We start from the raw sequence: 18,772 nt of genomic DNA on the forward strand, positions 1-18,772 counted from the left end.
GTGAGGCTATGAGCCAGCTCCTTAGTGGGAACGCAAAGGGCAGGGACGCGGAGTTCGGGGGCGCCGGGAGACGTCAGCCGGCGGGCTGGGCGGTGAGGCGGCGCGCGGCTAGGACGTCCCACTGCGCGATCGGGTCGATCCGTACGACAGTTCCGGTGTGCGGGGCGGCGATCACGAGTCCGGCGCCGAGGTAGATGCCGACGTGTTCGGGATGGTCGGGGCTGCCTTCGGTGAACAGCAGGTCACCGGGACGGAGGGCGTTGAGCGGGACGGGGACGCCGGCGTTGACCTGGGTGTAGGTGTTGCGCGGCAGGGTGATGCCGGCTTCGCGGTATGCCTGCTGCACCAGGCTGGAGCAGTCGCAGCGGCCCATCGGGTCCGGACCGTGCGAGTCGGTGCACGAGCCGCCCCACTGGTACGGGGTACCGAGCTGGTGCATCGCCCAGGTGATCGCGGTCTTGACCGCTTCGGGTGCGTCGGCGGGGATGGTGTAGCCGGCCGGCACGGTGCCGGGCGGGATCGGCCCGTACTGCGAGCCGTCGTCCGCCGGCCCGCAACCGGTCACCGGCGCAGGCGGGCCGGTGGTGTCGGCCGGGCTGTCCGGGTTGGTCGGTTGTTCGGTGGCGGGCAGGGTGGTGGTGATTGCCTGCTGCAGGGCGGTGGCCAGGGGTTCCCAGGTCGCGTAGGCGTCCGGGAGGGCGCTGTGCTGGACGGCCTGGGCGCCCTGGATAACGGTGAGTTGCTGCCAGCCGGGCACCGCGAGCAGCGCGGAGTAGAACTTCGAGCTGGCGTAGACGGGGTCGAGGAGCTGGGCGGGGGTGCCCCAGCCCTCGGAGGGCCGCTGCTGGAACAGGCCGACCGAATCGCGGTCTCCCGTGGGCAGGTTGCGCAGCCGGGATTCTTGCAGTGCGGTCGCCAGGGCGATGATCTGCCCGCGGGCCGGGACGTGCAGGGTGATGCCGGTGACGATGATGGCCTTGGCGTTGGGGATCTGCTCCGCGGGCAGGTCCAGGCCGTCGACGTGTGAGTCCGGGCCGGGGGCGGTGCCGCCGAGTATGACGACGACCTGCGCTTCGACCGCGGCGGTGTCGACGGTGCCGGTGGTGCAGGCGGCGGTGAGAAAGGCGGGTCCGGCTCCGGCGGCGGAGACCGCGGACAGGCCGGCGATCAGGAGTGGGGTCAGGCAGAGCAGGCCGAGGACGGCCGCCAGCCCCTTCACCCGTGGCGGCTCCGGGGCTGGTCAGTGTGCAGCGGGCGGTGGACTGGTCGAAGGCGGTGGAGGGTCAGGGCGCGGGTCCTTCGTTCGGGGATGGGGGTGGAGCGGGATCGGGCAGCGGGAATTCCAAAACTGTAGGCCGGTATTGGCCGTCGACCAAATAATTCGCGTCTTGGATCTGAAATATCGTGAAGGACTCGCCGCCACGGACACCCGGGGCTTATCGTTTTGGAATCTCCCGAACCCGCCCCCGCTACCTGGCCGGTATTTCGTACCTGTCGCAGGCGGCGGATGTTCGGGGCGCCCACCCCGCCCCCTCCTCTGCCACCGGAGTTCCTTTTTGCCCTTTTCTCTCCACCAGGGTGACGCGCTCAGCGTGCTCACCGCCCTTCCCGACGACTGCGTGGACGCGGTCATCACCGACCCGCCGTACAACAGTGGCGGGCGTACCGCCAAGGAGCGCACCTCCCGTACCGCGAAGCAGAAGTACACCTCCGTCGATGCCGAGCATGCTCTCGCCGACTTCACCGGCGAGAACATGGACCAGCGCTCCTACGGGTTCTGGCTCACCCAGATCATGACCGAGGCCCACCGGCTGACCAAGGTCGGCGGGACGGCGCTGCTGTTCACCGACTGGCGGCAACTGCCGATTACCACCGACGCTCTGCAGGCCGCCGGGTGGCTGTGGCGCGGCATCCTGGTGTGGCACAAGCCGCAGGCCAGGCCCCAGAAGGGGCGTTTCACCCAGAACGCGGAGTTCATCGTGTGGGGCTCCAACGGCCCCATGGACTCCTCCCGCGCGATCTACCTGCCGGGCCTGTACAGCGCCTCCCAGCCCTCGGGCGCCAAGCGGAAGCACATCACGCAGAAGCCCGTGGAGGTGATGCGGGAGCTGGTGAAGATCGCCCCCGAGGGCGGCACCGTCCTGGACTTCTGCGCCGGCTCCGGGTCGACCGGGGTCGCCGCCCTCCTGGAAGGCCGGGACGCGATCTGCGTGGAGAAGACCCCGCACTACGCGGAAGTCGCCGCCGACCGCCTCACCGAGGCCGTGAACCAGACCCTGACCCAGGACGACTGCACCCTGGCCGCCTGACCGGAGGTTCTCCGGGGCGAGTAATCTCCCCGCCCCGGCCAGTCCGAGCCGATAGCCGATGTTTCCGCATGCCCGTTTCCCATTCGCGTCTGACCGCTGCGGCGGTGCAAGGAGCTGCCTATGCCCGATTCCATCGACCCCTGCGATAAGGAGGAAATGGAACCCCTGCGATTTCCGGGCCGAGGGGTGGAGGGCCTGGAGGCCAGCGTTCGCCAGCTGATCGCCGAATCCGAACAGCAGGCCCGACTCCTGGATTCCCTATCCGCCGCGCCGGACGACTCGGCCCTGCCCTACGCCAGCATTGCCCCGGGCTTCGCGCCGGGTCGGCCGGGACCGGCGGCTCCGGAACCGCGGTTCATCCTGACCCTGGACGGCACCGCGTTCGAGGCGGAGCTGGACGCGCTGTCGGATTGGGTGCACGACTTCCTGCTGCCTACCTACGGTGCCGAGGTGTCCACGGCGACGCCGTGGTGCCAGCAGTGGGCCGAGCACCTGGAGGTCGTCGGATGGCTGCACGCGTTGTGGATGGCGTACCAGCAGCACACCGACCCCGAGGCAGGCCCGTCGGGGCCCGCGGTGTGGCACCGGGACTTCCTCACCCACACCATGGCCGCGATCCGCGCGCCGGGCGGGCCGCTCAGCGCGTGCATGACCAGCCTGGACCGGCCCTCCCACCGGATCCTGCCCAGCCCCCACGGCCCGGCGCCCACCCCCGGCGATGAGCAGTTGGCTGCGAGCGGGGTGGCGGCGTGAACGGCGAGCCCCGTTTCGGCCTGGCCGTCGACCCGCGCGTGGTGGACGACCTGATGCTCGCGCCGCCCGAGATCCGCACCGCCGCGCTGGAATGCCTGTCCACCGTCCTGGACGGGGAACCGCAGGGCGAGGAACTGGGCGGCACGCTCGCGGGATACCGCAGCGTCGTGCTGGATCCGCGCTGGCGCCTGGTCTACTCCCTGCGGCCCGCTCCGTCGGCGCAGCATTACGCCCGGGAGGTGTTCGTCGCGGCGGTGCGCCCGCGAGCGCGCTTCGACGTCTACACCGCGGTTGCCTCCCGCCTGGGGCTGGACCGGCAGCCGCTCAGCGCCCTCGCGCACGCCGCCCGCGCCCGCTCACCCCAGGCTACAAAGCTCCCCGCGCCCCGCTTGGTTCCCCTTCCCTCCGCCACGATCCCCGCGAAAGGCACCACTCGTTGACCTGCTCCAACCACTGCGTTCCCGCGGACCTGCCCACCCCGACCGCGTGCTGCGGTAACCGATGGCGACCCTCCGGCGCGCCCGTTCCCGCCACCTGCTGCGGGATCGTCTCGCTCGCAGCCGAGTTCCTGAACGCCCTCCTCGACCCGGACTGCGAGCAGCCGGAAGCCGGGGAAGCCGGCAGGCCCGATGCGCCCTGCCCGTCGGCCGGTTCGGCGCCGACGGGCATCGTGGAGGCGTGCCTGGTGGCGTTCGAGGAACTGGGCGATCCCGAGGCGATGGCCTCGGAGGACCTGGTCGCCTTGCTGCGTCACGCTCCCGGTATCGCGGTCGGCCGGTGGCGGTTCGCCGACCTGACCCAGGCCCGGCTCGCGCACCTGCTCGCCCCGTACGAGGTGACCACCCGGGACGCCACGCTGCCCGACGGGCGCCGCCGCAAGTCCTACCGGCGCAGTACGCTGCTCGCGGCCGAGGCGGGAGGGTACCGCTGAACGACCGCCCCATCCTGCCCACGTCACCTCCAGCTCCCACTGCGCTGGACGACCGTATCCATGCGCTGACCGGCTTCACCGGCCAGGAACTGCAGCGCCACCACGCGGACGGTCTGCTTCCCGCCGACCTGATCGTCCTGGCCGAAGCGCACCAGGACCTTGCTGGCGAAGAGGCCGAAGTTGCCTATCACCTCGGCCGGCTGCACCAGCTCAGCGGCGGCGAGGACGCGGCGGACGAGGCGCTGCTGGAACGCCTGGCGAGGGTGATGCGCCACCTCGCCGAAGCCGTCACCCGCCGCGATACGAGCGTGGACGCCACGGCCGCGGTCCTGGAGCCACTGGAGCATGCGGCGCATTCCCGGGACGAAGGTGACCTGCCGGATCTGACCGCGCCGGACTTCGCCCACCTGCTGGGCCTGGTGCGCGGGGCCAAACTCCACCAGCACCTGGTCACCCAGCGACTGTCGGTGGTGACCGCCTCCGGCACCAGGCTGCCGTTTCCGGCCCTGCAGCGGCTGGAGAAGGCCGGTCTCGTCGAGGTCGACCGTGCCCATCCGCTGCACGCCGGCCAGCCGGTCGCCCTGACCGCCTTCGGCCGCCGGACCCTCACCGGCCGTTCTCCCACTCCCACCGCTCCGTCGCCCGCCGGCGCGCCGTTTCCGGCCGCCAACCGCCGCTGACTGGAGGAACGATCCGCCCCGTCACTCCCCACCGCCAGAGCCGGCCTTCTTCCGGGCAGCCGTCGTTCCAGCAGCGCCTTCGGCAGGCCGCCGAGCTCGTCGAGATGCTGTGGCCCCGGGACCACGAGGACGAGCGCACCGCGCACGAGGAGGCCGCGCGCAAGCGGGCCTTCGGCCTGTACACCGCCGTCCTGCAGGCGGCCGAGGACGCCGCGGTCACCCGGGCCCGGCTGACCTCCCGCCCCCACCCGCCGACCCGGACCGCCCAGCTCCGGGGACTGCTCGCCCGGCAGAACACCCGCCGCGACGCGGCATACCGGGCGCTGTCGAAGCTGCTGGACGCGCAACTCGCCGCCGGGCCGCAGCACTCGTCGTCTGCGGCAGGCGGCTCCCATTCTCCTTGCTCCTGACCCTCCCGGAGGACCGTGCCCGACCCTGACAGCAACCGGCCCGGTGACGGCTGCCCGCTCGATCCGAATGCCCTCTTTCCCCTCGCGGACTACGCGCCTGCCGCCGGCACGACCGCGGATGACCGAAAGCGGTCCTCCCGGAAGTTCGTCTTCAGCCGCGCGCTGCGGACCAAGGGCTTCAAGGCCGCCGGCGAGACCACGGAACGCCTGCACACGTTCCTGCTCAACGAGCCCGAATACACCCTGCTGGCCAACCACCATGAGGGCGACAGCAGCTTCGCCGTGCTGTTCGACTCCTCGGCCACCTGGGACATCCCCGGCACCGCCAATCTCGTGGCCGTGCACCTCGTCCGCAACCAGATGTGGCGGACGTTCGACTTCGACACGGCACATCTGCCGATGGTGGCGCTGGCGCAGCAGTGGCTGGTGGCCCGGGGATGCCCGCCCGAAGCCATCGTGCTGCCGCCCGAACGGGCCACCCAACCCGCCGACCAGGAGACCACGATCCTGGAGACGCACCTGCGGACATCGCCCGATCGGTACACACTCGTCGACCACTACACCGACGACGGCGGCCCGTTCGAGTCCTGGGCCCTGCTGCGCGATACGCACCCCGAATCAGCCGGCACCCCGGTGCGAGTTTTTATCGAGGCAGCGGACATGAATGCCGGCACCTACACCTTGCGCGAAGGCGGGTTCGCCGATGAGGACGGGGCGCGGGAATGGCTGGATGGGCGCCCCGGACCGCTTCCTCCGGCATTGCGCACTTCCCGGCCCGGCGCAGCCTCCCGGCCTGCGGTACCCCCACCTTCGGGGGCTTCGGGGCCGCGCCGCTGACGCCCCGCGCCGGTAGATAGCACGAAAAATACCGTCAGGCAAAACGCGTTTTCTCCAGATCATAGAACCGTTCCCCGCCGCACCCACTGCACCAGTGGTTCCCTTCTTCCGATTCCTCTGCCAGGAGGCTATTTCCGCATGCGTCAATTCCCCAAGTTCACTGCTCCGGGAAGCATTCCGCCGTCGCGCGAACCCGTCCCCACCGCCCCGGCGCCGGTTCCGGTGGACGCTGACGGGGTGCTGGAGGTGCTGGCGGCCGAGGTCCGCGAACGCTTCGGGCACAGCCTGGGGGACCTGCGCACCCTGACGGCCACCGAGCCCCATCGGGTCCCGGGAGTCAGTGAGGTGCTGCGCTGGTTCGACCAGGTCACCGAGGCCCAGAAGTTCCTGGAGGACGCCGAGAACGCCCTGGTGGACGTCCTGGCCACTGGGGACACCGCGCCGCTGACCGAGGACCAGATGGTCCTGGCGGCCACAGTGGATGCCGCGGTGACCGTGCGGGACGGGCGCGCCTTGGTGGTCCGCTTCTTGCTCAACCCGGACGCCCCCGGCAAACAGGACGGGAGGGCCAGGGGTGAGGCGCTGGGAGTGCGGCGCCCGCCAGCCCTGACCACCAGCATGCCGCCCCGCTCGGCCACCTCGGCGTCCGCATCGGCAGCAGGGGTGCGCCGATGAACGCCGCCGAGATGCCCACCACCCAGGACAGCGCCATCGTCGAAGCCTTCGGCCGGCCGATGGACGTGCTGTATACCCAGGTCGAGACCGGCGAGGCACTGCCGGCCCTGGTGAGGGTCCTGGAACTGCGCTCCTGGCTGGCGATGGTCGAGGACCAGGCCGTGCAGACGCGACAGCGCATCCACGAAGCAAGGGCCAAGGCCGTCGACCTGTACGGGACATCGGCGGACGACCTGCGGTTCGATGTGGCCGTCCTGGAGGCGACCCAGCGCGTTGGCCTCCGCTACGCCGAGACCCTCGGCGAGCTGCTGCAGAACGCGCCGGCGACGTCGCCGACCGCGCGGCGGCCGGTGTCGTTCACCCACGCCACGGCCCATGCCGTGGCGACGGCGGACGGCGCTCTGACCGTGCGGCCGGTCCGGACCAGCGAACGGGTCACGGAGGTGGGCGCTGGTCGCCACCGCCGCTGACATCGCCACCCGGATCGAGGCTCTGTGGGGCCAGCCGCTTGCCGGACTCCGCCTGGAAACAGAAGCACACCCCGACACCACGTTGATCGGTGCAGTCCTGCGGCTGCACAGCGACATCGAGTTCGCCGAACGCAGCATCGACTCCCTCCGCGGCCGGCTCCGGAGTCTGACCATCTCGCCGCAGGCGATCGATGAACCTAACGCCCGTGACCTGCTCGATAGCGCCCAGCGGTTGGCGTTGGCGGTCACCGCCCGCAACGCCCATCTGGCAGCCGCCACCGCGGTCCTGGACGGCCTGCGCCGCCGTGAGCCGCCACCTGCGCCGGCGCTGCCCGCAGCTCTGGCCGCCGGCCCCGCCCAGCCCGCGGACCTTCTCCGCACCCGCTGAACCAACTTCCAGCCCGACATCCCCGAACCCCCAGTCCCCTTCACCAGGAGAGTGCTTTCTTCTTGACCGCCATCGGTCTGTCCCGTGCCGCTGTCGCCGACCTGGACCGTGTCACCCAAGCGCTGGATATGCTCGCCCCGCGCTGGAGCGTGTGGACGCTGATGTCCCTGTCCGAGCAGCCGCTGCGCTATACCGAGATCAAGCCGCGCCTGGCGCTGCTGGCCGATGGCCAGCTCAGCCCCCGTTTGAAGGCCCTCACGGCGGACGGGCTGGTGGCACGTGAGGCGGTCAGCGCCCGCAATGTCGCCTACGGGCTGACCGACCGGGGCCAGGCCATCGCCCCGGTTCTGCGCGCCCTGGTCGAGTGGGGGGATGCCCGGCTGGAGAAGCGGAAGGTCCCCAGCAAGAGTCTGCCGGGGATGTGGGAGCCGGAGCGGATACCGGCCGCACAGAACGCCGAGGACACCCTCGCGCTGATCACCGCCCGGCACATCACCGCCACCATGTGGGGGTTGCGGGCCGCAGGCACCGCGACCGGCTCCGAACTCGCCGCGATTCTGCCCGGGGCGCTGACCGCGGGCCGTCTGTACGCGCCACTGGGCCAGCTCGTCGACGACGAGTTCGCCGAGCGCACCGGCAGCCGCGGCTACCGCCTCACCGACCACGGCCGGTCCCTGGGCCCGGTCTTCCGCGCACTGTCGGCCTGGGCGGCCGGCCGACCCGCCACCTCCGCGCGCAAGCACCCCATCTGGACGATGGAGGAGCCCCAGCAGGAGGGACCGGTCCGCCCGGCGGCCCCCCGCCGACCCGTCTCCCTGGCGGGGGTGACGATCCCCGCCCCCGGCCCCGCCCTGTCGACAGCGCCCGGCCCCGGCGCGAAGTGGCGGCCAGGTGACCTGTTCTCCCATGGCGGCACTGCCGCGCCGCTGGCCGGTGCCGGTGCGACGGGTGGGCGTGGCCGATGAGCAAGCGACCTTCCTCCACCACCGATCTGGTCGTCGCCGCTGCCGAGCTGCTGGGGCGGCAGTGGACCACCCGTCTGACCGCTGAGCTGACCGACCACGGGCCGGTGCCGATCGGGTTGGTCGCAGGCACGTTCTCGGACCTGACGCACGACCAGTTCTCCTACGGGCTGCGGGCGCTGCGCGACCGGGGCCTGGTCGCCTACGGCAAGGACTCCGGACGCGACTGCTACGTCCTCACCGACGCCGGTGAGGGGCTCGGCGATGTCCACGATGCGCTGTCCCGCTGGGCCCGCAAGCACCACTTCCCCGCCGAGGAGGGCGACTTCGTCACCCGGGTCGAGGCCGGTCTGCGGTTGCTGCGCGACCGGGACCTGCTCACGGTGCTGGACACCGCCGGCCCGGACCGTGCCAGCGAGCTCGACCCGGAGGCAGAGCGCAGCCTTACCGATGCCGGTTTCATGTACGTCCTGCGCGACGGCGAACCCGCCCTGACCTCTGCCGGGCAGGACCTTCGCGGTCCGCTGACCGCGCTGGCCTCCTGGGCACGTGCCCACGCCAGCCTGCTCCAGCGGCGAACAGATACCCGGCCCGGGCTGCGCGCCACCATCCCAGGACCCGCCCGGACTCCGGCGGCTCGGCGGTCCGCTTGACCCACCGGCTCTCCCCGCCAGGGTTGTGGCGTGGGGTGTACCTGCCGCGGGCGGCGGATGCCGGGGCGATGGCGACCGCCACGTACACCGTGCCCCTGCTGGTCCTGGCCACCACCGAATCCCCGGTCCTGACCGGGCTGGCGTTCGCGCTGGAATGGGTGCCCCGGCTCGCCTCCTTCGGGCGGGCCGGGGCCTTGGTCGCCCGCCACGGCGCCAGCCACGTCATGAGGATGGCGGCTGCCGTCCGCGCATTGGTCCTCCTGGCGGCCGTTCCGGTGCTGGCCGGCGCGGCCAGCGGGGCTGCCACGACGGTGACGGTGATGGCCCTGGCCGCGCTGAACGGCGTCCTGTCGCAGTTCAGCTACGTCGCCGCTGAGACCGCGGGCGCTGTCGCCAGCCAGGCAACCACCCGCCCGCACCGGGTCCAGGGCGTGCTGCTGGGTATCGACCAGGGCGCCATGCTCGCCGGACCCGCAGCCGGCTCAGCCCTCCTGCAATGGGCCGGACCCGGCTGGCTTCTCGGCGCGGTCGCCGCGATGTCCGCGACAGCCGCCGCTGCCGTTCCGACCGGACCTCAACCCCCGAAAGAGTCGTCCATCGAACGCGGTTCGGTACCCGCCATGTCGGGATGGGCGACACTGCGGTCCCGGCCCGCACTGGCGTGGCTGGTCGCCGGCCTCGCGGTATCCAACCTGGCCACCGGCACGCTGGAGGCCGCCGCTCCGGTGATCGTGGTCCGGAACCTGGGGCAGTCCAGCGCGTCGGTGGGAGCGGTGTGGTCGGTAGCTGCCGCGGCGACGCTGCTCGTGGTGGCGGCCAGCCGGCCGGCGATCGAGCGGTGGGGGCTATGGCCGGTCGGCGCGCTGTCCGCGGGCGTAGCGTCCGCCGCCTGCCTCGGCGTCGCCCAGGCTCACCGCTTCCCGGCCTACACGGTGCTGGTCGCGGTCCTGATGGCCTCCGAAGCCGGGATGACCGTAGTGCTGCGGACCCTGCGTTCGCAGCTCGTCCCCCAGGAGGCGTTCGCCCCGACCCTGGCCGCCACCATCTTGATCCTGCTCCTGCCGTTCCCGCTGGCCGGCGTCCTGGTTGCCTGCACCCCGCCCGCCGTCCTCAGCCAGCTCCTGACCGGCCTCGCCGCGCTCCAGGCCATGGCGTTGGCGGCGGCGTTCACCAAGGCCCGCACGGCCCTCGCACCGCACCGGACTGCTGCCGCCTCGTCCGGCTGACCCCGCCAACCCATCCTCTCGCCGTCGCGTTCGGAGTGTTCTTGCCTTCTCGTCCCACCGTTCTGATCACCATGCCCGGCGACTTCTCCTACAGGGGGTTCTGCCTCCAACAGGTGGCCGCCGCCTACGACGTGGTCGTCATCGACTCCGCCCCGCCTACTGCTGAGCACGCCCCGTACGTCGCTGACTTCGAGATCGCCGATCCTTACGACGAGCAGTCCCTGCTGGCGGCCGGCCGTGCCCTCGCCGACCGGCACGCCCTGGGCGGGGTGATGACCTGGACCGAGTGGATGCTGGTGCCCACCGCCCGTCTCGCCGAACACCTCGGACTGCCCTCCAACACCACCGAGGTGATGCTGGCCTGCCGCAACAAGGCCACCGCGCGGACCGCTTTCACCCGCGCGGGCGTGCCGTCGGCAGCGTCGATGAAGGCCGCCACGCTGCTGGAGGCGGGACCGGCGACCCATGCCGTCGGCGGCTTCCCCGTCGTGATCAAACCGGCCGCCCATGCCGCGAGCGTCGGCGCTATCTACGTCGACCGCGGCGAGGACCTCCCCGGTGCCTTCCCCTTCGCGACCGCCGGCGCCGCCCTGGCACGGGAGTCGACCGAGGTGCTGGTCGAGGAGTACCTCGACGGGCCGGAAGTCAGCGTGGAGACCGTCACGTTCGCCGGCGCCACCATCCCGGTGGCCGTGACCCGCAAGACCCTCGGGTCGCTGCCATACTTCGAGGAGACCGGCCACCTTGTTGCCGCCGGTGACCCGCTTCTGGCCGAAGCCGGGCCAGTCGCGGTCGCCGCTGTGCGCGCCCTAGGCGTGGAATGCGGGGTCTGCCACACCGAGATCCGCCACACCTCCCGCGGACCCCGGGTCATCGAGGTCAACGCACGCCTCGCCGGGGACATGATCGGCCGCCTCGTCGAGTTGGCCACCGGCATCCAGCTCGCCCGCGCCGCCGCCGACATCGCCTGCCGGCGCGCCCCCGACCTCACCCCCACCCGCCACCAGGCAGCCTCCGTCCGCATTCACTATCCCCAGGTCTCCGGCACCGTCACCTCCCGCCACCTCACCCGCGGCTTCGCCGCCGGCACACCCTGGCTGGACCGCGCCACCTGGCTATGCGAGGACGGCGACCGCCTGGTCCTCCCGCCGGAAGGCTCGAGTTTCACCGCCCGGGCCGGACTGGTCGTGGTCACCGCACCGACCGCGGCCCTGGCCGCCAGACGCGCCGAACGGGCCTTCGGCCACATGAGCGTGGACGTCGCCCCGGCCACAGAGCCGCTGCCCGCGGCCTGATCAATCCCCGTCAGTCCGGCCCTTTCGACAGAAAGCACCTGTGACCTCAACTCCCCGTGACATGAGCGGATTCGCGCGCCGCCAGCGCCTGCTCCGTGACAGCTCGTACGACGACCTGCTCGTGGCGCCTCGCTACCTGGCAGGCAGCGCCGGCGCCCCGTTGAACGCCTGCCGCCGCAACGCCACCCTGCTCCGCCCCCCTGTCTCGGTGCCTGAGCGGCCGGCGGTGCCGACGCCGCTGGAGGTCGCCCGCCGGCAGCAGCGCCGGGCACCGGCACTGCGCGCGGTCAGCGTGCCGCGCTGGTCGACCAGCACCGCAACCCGACATCTGCCGCCGCCTGCTCCGCCTGTCGCCGCCCCAAGCGCGAGTACCGCCCCGGGGCCGGGCCGATGAACCCGCCGACCCCCGGGAGGACTCCCATAGCGCTGCACGCGACCGACTTCTTCACCCAGGCCCTCGACCTGCCCCTTGACGCCGCTGTCGTCATCGGCGACACCTTCTACGCCGCCCCCGCGGCGGCGTCCCCGTTGCGGCTGCGGATCCGGTTCTCGCCGACCATCCGGCAGAACGTGTACAGCGGCCTGCACCTGGCCGTGATCCACCCCGACCACGGCGCCATCGACAGCCACCACCTGACCTTCGCCGACCACGGCACTTTCACCGCCCGCGACGAACGCCTGCACGCCGAGGGGCACATCAACCTCAAACCCGGCACCATCCGCGACGGCTCAGCAGAAGGCCCGCCGTGGGCGGAGGGCGACTTCACCGGCCTGCAGGAGGCGCTCAGCCAGTACGTGCGGATGTGGTTCAACACCAGCATCCCGCCCCTGACCCCGCTCCCGGCCCGACGGATCCGGGTCCGCGGCGTCACCGCGCTGCCCACCCCGCCGGCCGACCGGACACCCCGCCGGCCCCGGTGAAGCAGCCGACGACCACAGCCGCCCACGCGCCCCTGGGAACGGTCGCAGTGATCACCAGCCCACCAGCCGTTCCCGCTTCGCCCCTTCGCCTGTTCATCCGACTCCGGGAGACTCTTTCCTAGTGCACCGCCCCCGCCCCCTTGTGCTGCGCTCCGGCGCCCTCGCCCTGACCGCCACCGTCCTCGCGTTTCTCGGGCAGGCTCCGGCCTCCGCGACAACCCCCACTCCCAGCACGTCCGCTTCCCACAGCCCCGCGCCCCGCGCCGTGGTGCCCGGCGGCATCGGCCTGCGCGTTACCGCGACCGACGGCACGCCCGTGTCCGGCGCCGCGTTCACCCTGACCGACCTGGCCGGTACGACCTCGGCCACGGCTATCACCGGGCCCGACGGCATCCTCGCCTTCCCCGAACTACCCGCGGGCGTCTACCACCTGCGGCAGACCGCGACCGGCTCCGCCACCGTCCAGCCCGCCCCCGACCGCGACGTCGTCGTGCCCGACGGCGTCACCGTGCCGGTCACAGTGACCGACCCGTTCACCCCGGCTAGCCTGACCGTCCACCTGACCGACCGCGCCCACCAGCCGGTTCCCGGCGCCGCCATCGCCATCACCAGCAGCACCGGCAAGGCGTTCACGCTCACCACCGGACCCTCAGGAAGCGCCCAGGCAAGCCTGCCGGTCACCGCCCGCACCGGCACCACCTACACCGTCACCGAACGCTCCGGCCCGCACGGCGCCCCCGCCCACAGCAAGCCCATCATCGTCCGCGCCGAGCCCGCCGGACTGATCGCCATCACCCTCACCGACACCACCACGCCGCCCACCACCCCACCGGCCACCACGCCGACGACCGGACCCACAACACCCGCTTCTACAGATCCGGCTGCCGCACCGGTCTCCGGCGGTCGGCCCACCACGCGCCCCTCGGCATCCGCAGCCGGACCATCGCCGTCCACGTCCAGCACGCCGACGGCGTCCGCCCCACGCGCCCAGCTCGCCCACACCGGCGCCGACGGAACCACCTGGCTGGCGGGCACCGCCGGCCTGCTCATGATCATCGGAGCCGGGGCCCTGTCCGGCGTCCGCTACCGGCGCTCCCACGACAAGCCGGGAAAAGAAAATGGAATAGTCAGGCTTTCTCCCAACGACCCGGAAACGGCGCCGTAGCGGAAAATCCGACACGGAATCGGTAGCGGAACACAAGGCGGCGTCCACGGGGGCGCCGCCTTTCGCTGTTTCTGGGCGGACACGAGTTCGCCGACGGCAGACAGCAAATATGCCACACGGACTGGAATAACATCTTCGGGCATGTCAAAATTGACGCATTCCCGTCAACCGCTGTCCCGAAGGAGAACAGACCTGCATGCCTGCCGCATTGTGACAGCCGCGAAGCGTGCGCCATGCGCGACGTCCTGCTCAGTGGCAAAAGGATGGCGCCGGACGAAATCGCACAACGGTGTCTGTCGCCGTGCGGTCCCTCTGACCGGGCCCGGTCGGATTGTTCCCACCGAGCAGGACCACACGTCCCCAACGCCTCCTGCTGAAAGGAGCCGCATGAATACTGTCGGCGAACTGATCGAGCACTTGCGCGCGTTCGACCCAGCCAGCAGCGTACGGCTGGCCATCAACCCCGATTTCCCCTTCTCCCACAGCATCGGCGACATCACCGCCTTGGACGAGAACGGCCGGCAGACGGTCTTCATCGCGGAGAACGGGCACCAGGAACACCTGCCCGTGCCGGCCGCCCAGGCGCTGGGCTGGCTGCCGCTCACCGAGTCGCCCGTCCGCACCCGGCGCACCCCGCTGCGTGTCGCCGAAGAAGACAACTGAGCACGAACGCCGACACCCCGGAGCCGCCCCTGCCCGCATCCCGCTTCTTGGTCTCCCCGCGCTATCTTGCCGGCGACGACGGCACCCTCGCCGACCACGTCACCGACACCCTCACCCGGAACGGCTGGTCGAGCTGGACCACAGCCCAGCAGACTCTCCTGCTTGCCGCCCCCGGCCAGCTCGTCAGCGCTGAGTGGGTGTTGCCCGACCAGCCCATGCTGCTGGGCGACCTGCCCGTGGCCTGGCGGGTGTCGGCTCGGAGCGCCCCTGACCGGCGGCGGGTGTCCTGGAACGCCTACCTGACCACCGGTCTGCCCGGGGAGGCTGTCGCCGGCCTCGCGCTGGCCGCCGACGCCAGCGCCGACCCCACCGCCCGCTGGCATGCCCCCGGCACGGTGCTCGACGAGCTCCTGGCCGCCGGGTGGTCACCGGATGTGGCCTATCCCGACAGCACCGTGTGGGATCCGCATCTGGTGGCCTGCCTGACGCTGCGCACCCTGCCCGAGGGCATCTGGGACGAGGACCCCACCTCGCATCTGCCCGGCTGGCAAGCCTGGGCCGAACCCGAAGCCCGTGGACCCTACTTGTGGTGCGCTGCCTTCAGTCACTCCACCCCACACGACCTCGTCGCCGCCTTCGCCTCCGCCCTCACCGACCCCCGCCCCGTGACCCGACAGCGCCCACCCGACCCGGCCAGCCGCTCGCTGACCACCGTGACCACCCTGTAGAGATCAACTCGAAGCGAAACGGGGCGTGCCGCCAACCGGTATCCGGTCGGCGGCACGCCCCGTTGTTCGTTCAGTCGCCAGGTCACCCTGTGGGCTGCTTCCGGTCGGAGCCTTCTGCCGGCAGCTCGCACGGGTAGTGGTTTTCGCGGAAGACCACGAGCGCCACACACAACGCGGAGCCGCTGACCAGCAGGACCCCGACAGCCACCGGCACGGCGAATGCGGCGAGCGCGCGGAGTGCCGTTGCCGCCGGTCCGAAGAACGCCCAGCGGATCGTCCCTTCTTTACCGGTATCGGGGCGCTGGTGACCGGCCCACAAATCGGCGCCGTAGATCAGCCCAGCAGCGAGCCCGCCCACTGCAGCCCTTGGGAGACGATGACCATGCGCCGGTCACAGCGATTCATGCGCGGCAGTCCCTGGGGATGAGGTCGGCTTGCCTTGGCAGATCGCTTGCCTGATCATTCGGGAAACGTAATGCCGGAGAAGGTTCCGTCGAAGCCCTCGTTCGCCACCCCTTCGTCCTTGGTCGCGAACAACGCGTCGATGGGGCCGCAGATTCCGTCGAACCAGGCGCTGTTGAGGGCGGGCGCGTAGAATTCGTGGGCGCTGCGGCAGCGCAGCCATATGTTCGGTCCCGCGCACAGCACCAGCCAGTCGCGGTCGACACCGCATTCCGGGCAGGTGCGAACCGTGCCGTCGATTTCCAGTGGGCCGGCGAATCTCATCATCCTGCCCGCGTACTGGCGCTGGCCACGAGCCCGGAGACTGGGGGGAAGGAAGTTGTCACCGGTCTCGGAGGTCGGCTGTGCGGGTTCGGGATCAGGGGTAGCTTCGCGGAGCGGTGCGGTGAACTCGTACGGGCTGAGGTGCCGGGCGTTGGCGGCAATCTGGTCGAACTCGCGTCGTATGGCTTCTGCTCTGCGGCGGCGGTTGAACATAGCCCTCCCCGGTGCTGTTCATGCGGTGTGAAAACCAATTCTCTCGCAGGTCATGCCCGGTTTCTACTCAAGAAATTTTCAGACGGACCGGCCCGGGTCGCGACCCGAACGCCTCTGTTGCGTCGGCGGGTTGGGTGCTGCGGTATGGGATGTCGCGTGTCGGCGGAGCCCGGTGGGGTCGGCGGGGAGGCCGGCGGTGCGGCGTAGTCGCCAGATGAGGACGTCGCTGATGGATTCCGCGCTGCCCAGTTCCCGCCGGGCGGCTGCCTGCGCGAGCAGGCGGGCCGGGTCCTTGCCAGCCGCTTCGGCGTCGGTGAGGGTGGCGGCCAGCGCATGCCAGCCGGGCTCAGCCAGGATCTGCTCAGCCAACTCCGGTAGCGCTGTGCGCACCGCTGCTGCCTGCCGGTCGCGGACCGGGCCGGGCAGTGCACGGCCGCGCTGCGAAGCTGCTTTGAGGGGCGGCCCGGCGGCGTTGCGGTAGGCGGCGCGGAGGTGGTCGGCGGCTTGGCGGGCGGCGGCGGCCTGCTGGGCGTGCTGCTTGCGCCAGTGCCAGTGGGCGGTCGCCATGACCAGGAAGACAAGCATGTCGATCGCCATCGCGGTGCCGGCCCCGTCCTCACCCCGTCCGAGCGCGGGGCCGGAGTAGACCAGGTCGCGGGCCGCCCGCCGCAGCGCCCGGGAGTGCCGGCGCTCTGCACGGACATGGGAGCGGGAGGCCCGCTCGAACGCCGCTGCCGCTTCTCGCAGTTCCCGGCGGGTGTGGGCGGCCGAGGTCGCCGCGAGCGCGTCCAGGACCTCCCCGGCCGCCGTGATCTGCGCTGCTGCCGCGCAGTCGCTGCCGTCGTCGATGACAAGGATCGCCGCCCAGGCGGCCTCCGCGGTGCGGCGGCGCGCCGGTGCCGGGCGCCGTCCGGAGCGCCCGGTGGCCGATGCGGGCAGCAATTCCTCGGCGTCGTGCCCGTCGGGAGTGCTGAAGCGCTGCCGGAGCCGGGGCAGCGACAGGTCCGGGGCCAGGGTGGACCCGGAGTAGAACACCGGGTCCCCGTCGGCGGTGAGGTCGTCGGGCAGGGCGACGCTGTATCCGGCGAGGTCGCCCGAGGGCATGGCCTTGGTGTGGATCAGTAGACCGGCCCGGCCCAGACGGTCGAAGAACTCCGCCTCGTCCTCGGCGCCGGCGACTGCGCGGCGGACCGTTTCGCGCAGCTCCTCGCGAGCGGTACGCTCCCGGCCGGTGCGTTCGGCTTTGTGGTGTTCGGCGCGGGTGGGGTGGCTGGCCGCGGTGCCGTCTCCGGTGTTGAGCTGCCGCAGCCCGTAGGCGACTTCGAGCAGGCGGGCTTCGGCCTGGGCACGCTTGGCGTCGTTGTGGTGCCGTGCCTGGCGTCCGTCCTCGCGGACGCGGGTGGCGATGATGTGGATGTGGTCCTCGGCGTGCCGGACCGCCGCCCACCGGCAGCCCGCCCCCTTACCGGTGTCGATGCCGGTGGCGGCCACCATACGGCGGGCGATGTCGGCCCAGTCGTCGTCGGAAAGGATGGGGTCTTCGGGGGCGTTGCGGATGGAGATGTGCCAGACGTGTTCGGCCGGCCGCCTGCTTTTGGGCAGGGCGTTGACGGGCTGGTCGAGCAGTTCCTGCAGTGCGCGGAGGGTGGCCTGCGGGTCGCGGCCGGGGTCGCGGACCAGGCTGTCCCAGGCGGCGACCAGGTGCGGGTCGGTGTGCTCCTCGCTGCGGCCGGGGCCGTAGAGGTAGGCCAGCAGCCGGCCGGTGTTGGAGCCGTGGTCGTGTATCTGGGGAATCATCGGGAGACCGCCTTCACCCGTGGTCGGGCAGGAGCCGGCCGGTGGCTGTCTCCACGCGGGCAGCGGCACGCTGCACGGCATCCAGCACCGCGGCGGCCTGGGGAGCGTCGGCACCGGAGTTGAGCACCTTGGCGACCTGGTTGAGATTGTTGCCGAGGTAGCCGAGGTGGCGCCGGACGGCGAACAGCTCGGCGACGATCTCGCGTTCGGTGGCGATCTCGGCGGCGGTGCGCTCAAGATCGCGGGCGGCTTTCATCGCGGCGCGGGCGAGGAAGGTCGCGACGCTCATGCGGCACGCGGCGGCGGCTTGGAGCAGGATCTGGTACTCGTCGTCGTTCATGCGGCAGCTCGGCTGGCGCAGACGCTTGCGCTCGGCGTACTGGCGCTCACGCTGCCGCACGTGCGCGACTTCGGGGGCGGCGTGCGTGCACTTCGCGGTGTGGCAGGTGTGCGGCGTCTCCTCCACAACCGGATGCAGGCCGCCCTCGGCCGCATCCCCTCCGGTCGGCGCCCCCCGGTGCCGGCCGGACACCGCCCCCGTCACGGGGGCGGGGATCGCAAGAGCATTGCTCCCAAGGGGAGCAATGCTCTTGCTATATCTTGCTCGCGCTCGGCGTGCCTCGTTGACCAGTGGATTCTCGCTGCTCGGCGTGGGCGATTCGGGGTTTGTCACCGGGTGCGGATCCTTCGGTTCTGGTGCTGGAGGCGGGCGGCCAGGTCGAGTACCGCGGACGGTCCGCTCAGTACCTCGACCGGGCTGTTCGGGTGCAGCCGGACCAGCCACTGCCCGCTCGGCGTGGGGAGCGCGGCGTCCAATAGGCCGTAACGGACCAGGACGTCGGCCCAGACGCAGGCTTCGGCCCAGCTCGCTGCCCGGGCCCGCGGACGGGGAGGGATCAAAGGTCAACTCCGTTTGGTCGGGGCGGTGGTGGCCTGGCCGCGACCAGGCCACGACCGCGGGGAGGGGGCA

25 protein-coding genes are annotated in these 18,772 nt (G+C 71.6%); 18 read left to right on the top strand and 7 right to left on the bottom strand.

The features are described 5' to 3' along the window. Positions 1 to 73: 73 nt before the first annotated feature. A complete protein-coding gene (locus BMW99_RS30790; RefSeq protein WP_075017967.1) occupies positions 74 to 1,219 on the bottom strand; it encodes a C40 family peptidase in 1,146 nt (381 codons plus the stop codon). 337 nt (positions 1,220 to 1,556) lie between these two features. Between BMW99_RS30790 and BMW99_RS30795 the strand changes: the two genes are divergently transcribed. From BMW99_RS30795 to BMW99_RS39475, 4 genes are all read left to right on the top strand, one after another. Then, complete coding sequence (locus tag BMW99_RS30795; RefSeq protein ID WP_069466503.1) at positions 1,557 to 2,309, top strand: DNA-methyltransferase; 753 nt, start codon at positions 1,557 to 1,559, stop codon at positions 2,307 to 2,309. A 120-nt stretch (positions 2,310 to 2,429) separates the two neighbouring features. Further along, complete coding sequence (locus tag BMW99_RS30800; protein ID WP_075017968.1) at positions 2,430 to 3,062, top strand: DUF4913 domain-containing protein; 633 nt, start codon at positions 2,430 to 2,432, stop codon at positions 3,060 to 3,062. Then, positions 3,059 to 3,502 carry a hypothetical protein gene (locus tag BMW99_RS30805; protein WP_079138412.1) on the top strand — a complete coding sequence of 148 codons (444 nt, stop codon included), beginning with the start codon at positions 3,059 to 3,061 and terminating at the stop codon, positions 3,500 to 3,502. The genes BMW99_RS30800 and BMW99_RS30805 overlap by 4 nt, the downstream gene beginning before the upstream one ends. Then, positions 3,499 to 3,993 (top strand): DUF3631 domain-containing protein, encoded by a 495-nt coding sequence (locus BMW99_RS39475; RefSeq protein ID WP_069463565.1) that lies wholly within the window; start codon positions 3,499 to 3,501, stop codon positions 3,991 to 3,993. Before BMW99_RS30805 ends, BMW99_RS39475 begins: the two co-directional genes overlap by 4 nt. A gap of 23 nt (positions 3,994 to 4,016) precedes the next feature. Here BMW99_RS39475 and BMW99_RS39480 read toward each other — a convergent pair whose 3' ends face one another. Next, entirely contained in the window at positions 4,017 to 4,268 is a 252-nt protein-coding gene (locus BMW99_RS39480; protein ID WP_079176242.1) for a hypothetical protein, read from the bottom strand. Positions 4,269 to 4,301: 33 nt separating this feature from the next. On the opposite strand from BMW99_RS39480, the gene BMW99_RS39485 reads away from it, so the two are divergent. The 14 genes from BMW99_RS39485 (at position 4,302) to BMW99_RS30875 (ending at position 15,066) form a co-directional block, all read left to right on the top strand. Further along, the gene (locus BMW99_RS39485) at positions 4,302 to 4,673 is read left to right on the top strand and encodes a hypothetical protein (protein WP_079138410.1); all 372 of its coding nucleotides are present in this window, start codon (positions 4,302 to 4,304) and stop codon (positions 4,671 to 4,673) included. 104 nt (positions 4,674 to 4,777) lie between these two features. Further along, positions 4,778 to 5,083, top strand: coding sequence for a hypothetical protein (locus BMW99_RS30815; protein ID WP_069463564.1), 306 nt, complete (start codon positions 4,778 to 4,780; stop codon positions 5,081 to 5,083). Positions 5,084 to 5,098: 15 nt separating this feature from the next. Beyond that, positions 5,099 to 5,920, top strand: a complete 822-nt coding sequence (locus tag BMW99_RS30820; protein ID WP_069463563.1) for a hypothetical protein — start codon at positions 5,099 to 5,101, stop codon at positions 5,918 to 5,920. Positions 5,921 to 6,058: 138 nt separating this feature from the next. Further along, positions 6,059 to 6,595 (top strand): hypothetical protein, encoded by a 537-nt coding sequence (locus tag BMW99_RS30825; protein ID WP_143080584.1) that lies wholly within the window; start codon positions 6,059 to 6,061, stop codon positions 6,593 to 6,595. Continuing rightward, a complete protein-coding gene (locus BMW99_RS30830; RefSeq protein ID WP_069463561.1) occupies positions 6,592 to 7,065 on the top strand; it encodes a hypothetical protein in 474 nt (157 codons plus the stop codon). Before BMW99_RS30825 ends, BMW99_RS30830 begins: the two co-directional genes overlap by 4 nt. 82 nt (positions 7,066 to 7,147) lie before the next feature. Then, a complete protein-coding gene (locus tag BMW99_RS30835; RefSeq protein ID WP_069463560.1) occupies positions 7,148 to 7,453 on the top strand; it encodes a hypothetical protein in 306 nt (101 codons plus the stop codon). 62 nt (positions 7,454 to 7,515) lie between these two features. Next, positions 7,516 to 8,418, top strand: coding sequence for a winged helix-turn-helix transcriptional regulator (locus BMW99_RS30840; protein WP_075017970.1), 903 nt, complete (start codon positions 7,516 to 7,518; stop codon positions 8,416 to 8,418). Next, complete coding sequence (locus BMW99_RS30845; protein WP_069467170.1) at positions 8,415 to 9,068, top strand: winged helix-turn-helix transcriptional regulator; 654 nt, start codon at positions 8,415 to 8,417, stop codon at positions 9,066 to 9,068. The genes BMW99_RS30840 and BMW99_RS30845 overlap by 4 nt, the downstream gene beginning before the upstream one ends. Before the next feature lie 68 nt (positions 9,069 to 9,136). Further along, entirely contained in the window at positions 9,137 to 10,294 is a 1,158-nt protein-coding gene (locus tag BMW99_RS30850; RefSeq protein ID WP_079139042.1) for an MFS transporter, read from the top strand. 35 nt (positions 10,295 to 10,329) lie between these two features. Beyond that, positions 10,330 to 11,589, top strand: a complete 1,260-nt coding sequence (locus BMW99_RS30855; protein ID WP_407640341.1) for an ATP-grasp domain-containing protein — start codon at positions 10,330 to 10,332, stop codon at positions 11,587 to 11,589. A 390-nt stretch (positions 11,590 to 11,979) separates the two neighbouring features. Further along, positions 11,980 to 12,510: a hypothetical protein gene (locus BMW99_RS30860; protein ID WP_069467537.1), complete on the top strand. Its 531-nt coding sequence runs from the start codon at positions 11,980 to 11,982 to the stop codon at positions 12,508 to 12,510. A 121-nt stretch (positions 12,511 to 12,631) separates the two neighbouring features. Then, positions 12,632 to 13,675, top strand: coding sequence for an MSCRAMM family protein (locus BMW99_RS30865; RefSeq protein WP_079139115.1), 1,044 nt, complete (start codon positions 12,632 to 12,634; stop codon positions 13,673 to 13,675). A 387-nt stretch (positions 13,676 to 14,062) separates the two neighbouring features. Continuing rightward, positions 14,063 to 14,338 (top strand): hypothetical protein, encoded by a 276-nt coding sequence (locus BMW99_RS30870; RefSeq protein ID WP_075017972.1) that lies wholly within the window; start codon positions 14,063 to 14,065, stop codon positions 14,336 to 14,338. A 47-nt stretch (positions 14,339 to 14,385) separates the two neighbouring features. Then, the gene (locus BMW99_RS30875) at positions 14,386 to 15,066 is read left to right on the top strand and encodes a DUF317 domain-containing protein (protein WP_245791697.1); all 681 of its coding nucleotides are present in this window, start codon (positions 14,386 to 14,388) and stop codon (positions 15,064 to 15,066) included. An 82-nt stretch (positions 15,067 to 15,148) separates the two neighbouring features. On the opposite strand, the gene BMW99_RS30880 is transcribed toward BMW99_RS30875, so the two are convergent. From BMW99_RS30880 to BMW99_RS30900, 5 genes are all read right to left on the bottom strand, one after another. Then, complete coding sequence (locus BMW99_RS30880; RefSeq protein ID WP_069464355.1) at positions 15,149 to 15,424, bottom strand: hypothetical protein; 276 nt, start codon at positions 15,422 to 15,424, stop codon at positions 15,149 to 15,151. A gap of 101 nt (positions 15,425 to 15,525) precedes the next feature. Beyond that, entirely contained in the window at positions 15,526 to 16,005 is a 480-nt protein-coding gene (locus BMW99_RS39490) for a hypothetical protein (protein ID WP_079176245.1), read from the bottom strand. A 78-nt stretch (positions 16,006 to 16,083) separates the two neighbouring features. Next, positions 16,084 to 17,802, bottom strand: a complete 1,719-nt coding sequence (locus BMW99_RS30890; protein WP_069464356.1) for a relaxase/mobilization nuclease domain-containing protein — start codon at positions 17,800 to 17,802, stop codon at positions 16,084 to 16,086. Positions 17,803 to 17,815: 13 nt separating this feature from the next. Further along, positions 17,816 to 18,268 carry a plasmid mobilization protein gene (locus BMW99_RS30895; RefSeq protein WP_245791698.1) on the bottom strand — a complete coding sequence of 151 codons (453 nt, stop codon included), beginning with the start codon at positions 18,266 to 18,268 and terminating at the stop codon, positions 17,816 to 17,818. 203 nt (positions 18,269 to 18,471) lie between these two features. After that, positions 18,472 to 18,702 carry a hypothetical protein gene (locus BMW99_RS30900; RefSeq protein ID WP_069464357.1) on the bottom strand — a complete coding sequence of 77 codons (231 nt, stop codon included), beginning with the start codon at positions 18,700 to 18,702 and terminating at the stop codon, positions 18,472 to 18,474. Positions 18,703 to 18,772: the final 70 nt, after the last annotated feature.

It is taken from the genome of Actinacidiphila rubida, assembly GCF_900110255.1.
In the GTDB taxonomy this organism is placed as follows: Bacteria; Actinomycetota; Actinomycetes; order Streptomycetales; family Streptomycetaceae; genus Actinacidiphila; species Actinacidiphila rubida.

Coding starts and splice junctions, on each gene's coding strand:
- BMW99_RS30870 (WP_075017972.1), top strand. CDS start 14,063: ATGAATACTGTCGGCGAACTGATCGAGCACTTGCGCGCGTTCGACCCA.
- BMW99_RS30860 (WP_069467537.1), top strand. CDS start 11,980: ATGAACCCGCCGACCCCCGGGAGGACTCCCATAGCGCTGCACGCGACC.
- BMW99_RS30815 (WP_069463564.1), top strand. CDS start 4,778: ATGCTGTGGCCCCGGGACCACGAGGACGAGCGCACCGCGCACGAGGAG.
- BMW99_RS39490 (WP_079176245.1), bottom strand. CDS start 16,005: ATGTTCAACCGCCGCCGCAGAGCAGAAGCCATACGACGCGAGTTCGAC.
- BMW99_RS30850 (WP_079139042.1), top strand. CDS start 9,137: ATGGCGACCGCCACGTACACCGTGCCCCTGCTGGTCCTGGCCACCACC.
- BMW99_RS30845 (WP_069467170.1), top strand. CDS start 8,415: ATGAGCAAGCGACCTTCCTCCACCACCGATCTGGTCGTCGCCGCTGCC.
- BMW99_RS30800 (WP_075017968.1), top strand. CDS start 2,430: ATGCCCGATTCCATCGACCCCTGCGATAAGGAGGAAATGGAACCCCTG.
- BMW99_RS30825 (WP_143080584.1), top strand. CDS start 6,059: ATGCGTCAATTCCCCAAGTTCACTGCTCCGGGAAGCATTCCGCCGTCG.
- BMW99_RS30830 (WP_069463561.1), top strand. CDS start 6,592: ATGAACGCCGCCGAGATGCCCACCACCCAGGACAGCGCCATCGTCGAA.
- BMW99_RS30890 (WP_069464356.1), bottom strand. CDS start 17,802: ATGATTCCCCAGATACACGACCACGGCTCCAACACCGGCCGGCTGCTG.